This window comes from uncultured Nevskia sp. (genome assembly GCF_903885465.1).
Lineage (GTDB): Bacteria > Pseudomonadota > Gammaproteobacteria > Nevskiales > Nevskiaceae > Nevskia.
The window spans coordinates 1-5,980 of record NZ_CAISIQ010000409.1 but is presented as its reverse complement, the minus strand read 5'-3'; the positions used below and the strand labels follow the sequence as shown (position 1 = coordinate 5,980).

Here is a 5,980-nt window from a genome sequence, read left to right as displayed (position 1 = left end):
GTCGTCATCGTCGGAAGCGGCGTTGCCGATGAAGCGGGCATCCCGCACGGTTAGGCTGCCGAGGTTGTAGATGCCGCCACCAGCACCGAAGAAGCCTTCGCCAGCCGCCGAGCGATTGCCGTCGATCCGTGAAGCATCGATGCTCAAGGTGCCGGCATTCCAGATGCCGCCGCCGGAGCCGGCTTCGAATGCAGCGCTGGAAGTGTTGCCGGTCACCGCGCAGGATTGCAGGCTCAAGCTGCCGCCGGCATTGACGTCCAGACCGCCACCGCGAAACGGTTCGCGGCCGTTGCGCACGGTCAGCTTGCTCAGCGTCGCGACTGCGCCTGGCAGCACTTCGGCGACACGATCGATGCGGCCGGCATCGATGACGGTGACGTCGATGCCTTTGCCAACGATGGTCAGCGTGCCCTTGATGTCGAGATCGCCATTGAGGTTGTTGTCGTCATCGACCAGCGGATCCTCGAAGTCCGGGTTCTGCAGCGGTGGGATGCTCAGCGAGTAGGTGCCAGCGGCGAGAATGATTCGGCTAGCGCCCGGCGTCTGGTTGGCTTTCTGCACCGCTTCGCGCAGCGAGCAATCGCTGTCGCAGCTGCCGTCGAGGCTGTCGGTGAACTTGGTGACGATCAGGTCTGGATTGGCGGCCAGTGCGGACTGCAGCGGCAGCAGCGCTGCACCGAGCAGCAGTGGGACGGCGTAGCGGCGCGCCGCTAAGGCAAGACTGGAATTCATGCTTTTTCTCCTGAGTGGGTGCGAGCCCCGGCGCGATCTGCTGCTATCGCCGCGATTCTGTGGGCGGTTCGGTCAACGATCTCCGCCGTCCATGAATCGTCTATGGGCGGTCGATTGCGCTGCCGGCCTTGTTTCTAACGCGCTTTCGCATTTGTCGAGAGGAGGTGAAAACACCTACGGCACGATCGAGCGCGCGTTGCCGTCCGTTATCGACCCCGTCTAGATAGCGCAACTGAAGATAGTGTTCCAACACCGGCATCAGCGTCGGCGCCAGTTCCGGTCGTGCGGCGATCACTCGCGAGACGTAATCGCGCGGCCCTTCGTCATCGCCTTGCACCAAGCCGATACGCGCCAGTTTCTGTTGCAAGCGACGCCAGGCGCGCAGTGCGGCATCAGCAGGTTGATGCACTCGCGCTTGTCGCAACAGCAGCCAGCCGAGGCCGGTCAGCAGGGTGCTGAGCAGGATGGTCAACGCCAGGATCATGTCGTGCCAGTCGCCGAGCCCGAAGCGCTGCAGGAAATCGGCCTGCAGCTCGGGACCGTAGCCGAGCACCCAGTGATTCCACTGGGCGTTGGCCCAGTCCCAGCGGGCCTGCAGATTGAAGCGGAAACCCTGGCGTTGGGTCGGGTCGAGGAAGGCGGGTAGCTCGGTGTCGCTCAAGGCGCTGCCGATGCCGCGCTCGACTCTTTCCGGCGCTACCGCCGCGGTGGGATCGATGCGCAGCCAGCCGCGTCCTGCCAGCCAGACTTCGGTCCAGGCGTGGGCGTCGCTTTGCCGGATGATCCAGTAATCGCCGATCGCGTTTGGTTCGCCGCCCTGGTAGCCGGTGACGATGCGCGCGGGAATGCCGGCGGCGCGCATCAGTACCGCGAAGCTGGAGGCGTAGTGCTCGCAGAAGCCGCGCCGGGTGTCGAACAGGAATTCGTCGACGCTGTTCCGGCCCAGGCTCGGCGGCCGCAGCGTGTAGAAGTAGTCGCCGGTCCGATAACGCTGCAGCGCCGTCCTGACGATCGCGGCATCGTCGAGCCCCTGATCGCGCCACTGCCGGGCCAGCGCCTGGGCGCGTGGATTCGAGTTCTTTGGCAGCTGCAGCATCTGCGTGCGCAGCCGGTCCGGCAGCCGGGCTTGCAGCCGGTATTGCGGATGCGAACTCAGCCGATAAAGCCGCCGATCGCGGAGTTCGCCCTGGGTCAGCACCAGCTGGTAATCGGCGTTCAGCCGGGCATCGCTCGGCAGGCCGACTCTGGAAGGCAGATCGAGCGCGAACAGCCAGGGCGTGCGATTGGGCTCCAGCACCACTTCGTAGCCGTAGGCGGGACCGGACAGTTCAGCAATCGGGTCTTCGGCTTCCGGCGGGCGCATGCCGCTGTCCCACTTGCGGCCGTCGAAGCGGGCGAAGCTGGGGCCGCGCCAGTAGCGTTCGCTGGCCGGTGGTACGGCGCCATCGAAGCGCACTCGGAAGGCCACTGCTTCGGACTCGATCAGGCTGGAAATCTCGCCGGGTGCCATCGAGTCCGACAAGCCCGAACGCGCCGCACCGGCATCGGAAGGCAGGCCCCAGATCGGCCCCGGAATGCGCGGGAACAGCACGAAGATCAGTAGCATCAGCGGCAGCGCGCGCAGCACCATGCCGCTGCTCATCCACAGGCTGTCGCGCAGTGGCAGGGCACTGCCCGGATGGTTGGCGTCGATCAGCACGCCGGTGATCAGCGCAGTCATGATCAGCAGATAGGCCGCCGTCCACAGCTCCTGCGAGAACAGGAAGTGGGTGATCAGCATGAAGTACATCAGGAACACCATGACCATGGTATCGCGGCGCGCGCGCAGCTCGGTGAGCTTGAGTGCGGCCATCACAGTGATCAGCGCGACCCCGGCAGTCTGCCCGCTGACCCGGCCGAAGCTCGCGTAGACGCTGGCAAAGGCGCCGAAGGTCAGCAGCACGCGCATCCAGCCGGGCAGCATCGGCCAGCCGCGATACGCAGCGGCCGTACGCCAGACGACGATGCCGACCACCAGCACAGCAGCCCAGATCGGTAGCCGCTGCAGATGCGGCGCCAGCAGCAAGCTCAGTACCGCCAGCAGCCGCAGCAGCGCGGCACGAGGCAGCAGATCGGCGATCTTCGCTGGCTTATTCTTTGCCATGGCGGTCAGTGCAGCGCCAGCGCTGCGAGACAGGCGTGCCGATGCTGGGCGCCTTGCGCGGGCGACACGTTGCCGCCGGGAAGTCGTAGCCCGTATTGACGTTGTGCGGCGTCGGCATCGAGCACCCAGCGACACAGCTGGGCCAGGCGCTGTTCCGGGCCCCAGGACGAAGGCAGCGACTGCCAGTCGAGCCAGAGTTCGTCGGCTTGGGTGTCGCTGAACAGCTTGACCTGCGGCTGCGGATTCCGGGCCAGGCTTTTCCAGTGGATGCTGCGCAGAGCATCGCCAGCCTGATAGCCGCGCAAGCCGCTGAACTCGTCCGGCCCAGGACGCTGGGTGGCCCATCGGCCGTCATCGCCGTGGCCGCTGCTCAGCGGTGCGGTGCCGTCCGCAGCCGGCTTCGGATAGACGAGGCAGGCCAGATCCAGCTCGACCCAGGTCCAGGCGTGGAACAGGCCGAGCGGAAATTCGGTGGCCACCGCGAAGCGCGGCGCCGGCAGCCAGCCGCGTTTGCTGGTGGCCAGTGTCAGGCTCAGCGTGGCGCTGCTGTCGGCCGGCACATCGGCATAAGCCAGCGGCGATTGATCCTGCCAGGCGATGGTCAGCGCGTGACGCGGGCTGCGGCTGGGATTGTCGAGGCGGATCGAGAACAGCGCCGCATCGCCGGCGAACACCGGTGCAGTGCCCTGCGCGGCAATACTCAGATTGACCAGATTGCCGTGCGTGTAATGCATCGCCAGCAGGCCGATGCCGGCCAGCAAGAAGGTCAGCGCGAAGGCCATGCTGTTCGAGTAGTTCATCGCCCCGAGCAGCATCACGAACAGCAGCAGGCCGTAACCGTAGCCGTAGCGGGTCGGCACGATGTAGACCCGTCGCCGGCCGATCGTCCAGGGGCCCGGCACGCGCGGCGTGCGGGTGGCGATCCAGTTCTGGAAGCGCCGGCGCAGGCTTATCACCGCGATTCAGGCATTGAGGTTCGGCATCCCGCGCGCCGTGTGCCAGATGCGAACCAGTTCGATCGCGCCGGTACTGGGATTGATGCGATAGATCAGTCGATACGCCTGGACGATCAATTCGCGGAGCTGCGGGTCGGCGAACTCGGGCACGACGCGACCGCGATCGGGCATCTCGGCGAGTGATCGGGCGTGGCCGAGCAGCAACATGCCGAAGCGTTCGGCGCGGTGAGGCTGGTCGAAGGAGATGTAACGGACGATGCCTTCCAGATCGCGGCGGGCAGCGGGAGACAGTCTTACTGGACGAGCCATGTCCGCAGGTCGCGTTCGACATCGTCGATGGCGATCGACTGCCCGGCATCAAGCTCGGTCAGACCTTCGCGAACGGCGGCGATGAATTCGATCTCGCGAGCGATGTCCTTCAACGAGATCTGCTCGGGCAGACGGCTCAACAGATCGCGAACGATTTCCTTATTGCTGACTGCAGGTGCATTCATCGCTGATCTCCTTGTTTATGCCTGGAAGACATTACCGCAGGTTTATGCCTGGAAGACATTACCGCAGCAGTGGGTGAGCCGACAGCCGCGAAGCCATCACGGAATCGCCACCGCCGTCAGAATCTCGTCGGCGATCAGCCGCGTATCGCCGCGCTCGACCGCACTCAGGCGATGGCCGGCGACCGAGGCGAACACCGCCTGCAGGTCTTCCGGGATGACACCGGAACGGCCTTCGAGCAATGCCCAGGCCTGGGCAGCGTGCTTCAACGCCAGGCCGGCGCGCGGCGACAGGCCGTGCTTCAGCGTGCGGTGTTCACGGGTCGCGCGGAGCGGGGCCATCAGGTAGTCGATCAGCGCCGGGCTGGTGCGGATGGTTTTCACCTGCTGCTGGAAGCTGCGCAGTTGCGCGGCGCTGAGCACCGGCGACAGGCCGGCGAGCAGATCGCGCCGCTCCGGATCATTGAGCAGCGCGCGTTCGGCATCGCGGGACGGATAGCCGAGCGACAGGCGCATCAGGACGCGGTCGAGCTGCGATTCCGGCAACTCGTAGGTGCCGATCTGCTCGCCGGGGTTCTGGGTGGCGACGACAAAGAACGGATCGGGCAGGGCGCGGGTAATGCCGTCGGACGTCACCTGCCGCTCTTCCATCGCTTCCAGCAACGCGCTCTGGGTCTTCGGGCTGGCGCGGTTGATCTCGTCGGCGAGTACCACTTCCGAGAACACCGGGCCGGCGTGGAAGCGGAAGGTTCCAGGATTGGGGCTGGCGCCCGGCTCGTAGATCGACATGCCGAGGATGTCCGCCGGCAGCAGATCGCTGGTGAACTGCACGCGCTGGAAATGCAGGCCGAAGACCTTGGCCAACGCCAGAGCGAGTGTCGTCTTGCCGACACCCGGCACATCCTCGATCAGCAGATGGCCTCGGGCGAGCAGGCAGGCGAGGGCAAGCTTGAGCTGACGCTCCTTGCCGAGCACGATGCCGGCGAGGGCGCTGAGTACAGGCTTGAGATCGGGGTTCATGCCACGGCGTGCTGCAGGTCCTGGGCCACAACTTGGGCCAGGGGCTGGCCCAGGCGCAGCGCATCGCCGGCTTTCAGTTCCGCCTGCCAGTCCAGCGCGCCGCGTGGCGCAAGCAGCACCACGGTCGAACCCATGTGAAAGCGGCCCATTTCATCGCCGCGGGCCAGCGCCACCGTGCCGTCCGGCTGATGATGGAACGGCGTCGCGGCGCGGCTGTGCGGCGGCGTCAGGCGGCCGCCCCAGACGGTTTCGACACCGCCGACGAACAGCGCGCCGACCATCACCACGGCCATCGGCCCGAACGCGGTATCGAAGATCGCCACCATCCGCTCGTTGCGCGAGAACAGCCGCGGCATCGCCCGCGCCGTGGCTGGATTGACGCTGAACAGGCGGCCCGGCACGTAAGTCCACGAGCGCAGCTTGCCGCCGAAGGGAATGTGCACGCGGTGGTAGTTGTGCGGCGCCAGATAGATCGTCGCAAAGCTGCCGCCGTCGAAGGCTTTCGCCAGTTCGGCATCGGCCAGCAGTTCGGCAGCGGTGTAGTCGTGACCCTTGGCCTGGAAGATCCGGCCATTGCGGATCGCTCCGAGTTGGCTGATCCGGCCATCGACCGGGCTGGCCAGCAGGTTTGGATCGGT

General features: G+C 66.1%; 7 protein-coding genes. All 7 read right to left on the bottom strand.

Annotated elements, in window-relative coordinates; translation table 11 throughout:
• Nucleotides 1–732, bottom strand: a 732-nt coding sequence (locus tag QZY06_RS15990; RefSeq protein WP_295686062.1) for a CSLREA domain-containing protein, incomplete at its 3' end; no start/stop codon positions are given.
• Nucleotides 733–832: 100 nt separating this feature from the next.
• On the bottom strand, nt 833–2,875 hold the full coding sequence (locus QZY06_RS15985) for a DUF3488 and transglutaminase-like domain-containing protein (protein WP_295686061.1): 2,043 nt from the start codon (nt 2,873–2,875) through the stop codon (nt 833–835).
• 5 nt (nt 2,876–2,880) lie between these two features.
• Nucleotides 2,881–3,831, bottom strand: coding sequence for a DUF58 domain-containing protein (locus QZY06_RS15980; protein ID WP_295686060.1), 951 nt, complete (start codon nt 3,829–3,831; stop codon nt 2,881–2,883).
• 6 nt (nt 3,832–3,837) lie between these two features.
• Nucleotides 3,838–4,140, bottom strand: coding sequence for a type II toxin-antitoxin system RelE/ParE family toxin (locus QZY06_RS15975; RefSeq protein WP_295686059.1), 303 nt, complete (start codon nt 4,138–4,140; stop codon nt 3,838–3,840).
• A complete protein-coding gene (locus tag QZY06_RS15970; RefSeq protein WP_295686058.1) occupies nt 4,125–4,325 on the bottom strand; it encodes a hypothetical protein in 201 nt (66 codons plus the stop codon). Before QZY06_RS15970 ends, QZY06_RS15975 begins: the two co-directional genes overlap by 16 nt.
• Nucleotides 4,326–4,421: 96 nt before the next feature.
• Entirely contained in the window at nt 4,422–5,342 is a 921-nt protein-coding gene (locus QZY06_RS15965) for a MoxR family ATPase (protein ID WP_295686057.1), read from the bottom strand.
• Nucleotides 5,339–5,980 (bottom strand): archaetidylserine decarboxylase (gene asd, locus QZY06_RS15960; protein ID WP_295686056.1); only part of this gene is annotated, 642 nt, incomplete at its 5' end. The genes asd and QZY06_RS15965, both read right to left, overlap by 4 nt.

Excerpts from the sequence above, each read along its gene's own strand:
- QZY06_RS15970 (WP_295686058.1), bottom strand. The coding sequence starts at position 4,325 with ATGAATGCACCTGCAGTCAGCAATAAGGAAATCGTTCGCGATCTGTTG.
- QZY06_RS15985 (WP_295686061.1), bottom strand. The coding sequence starts at position 2,875 with ATGGCAAAGAATAAGCCAGCGAAGATCGCCGATCTGCTGCCTCGTGCC.
- QZY06_RS15975 (WP_295686059.1), bottom strand. The coding sequence starts at position 4,140 with ATGGCTCGTCCAGTAAGACTGTCTCCCGCTGCCCGCCGCGATCTGGAA.
- QZY06_RS15965 (WP_295686057.1), bottom strand. The coding sequence starts at position 5,342 with ATGAACCCCGATCTCAAGCCTGTACTCAGCGCCCTCGCCGGCATCGTG.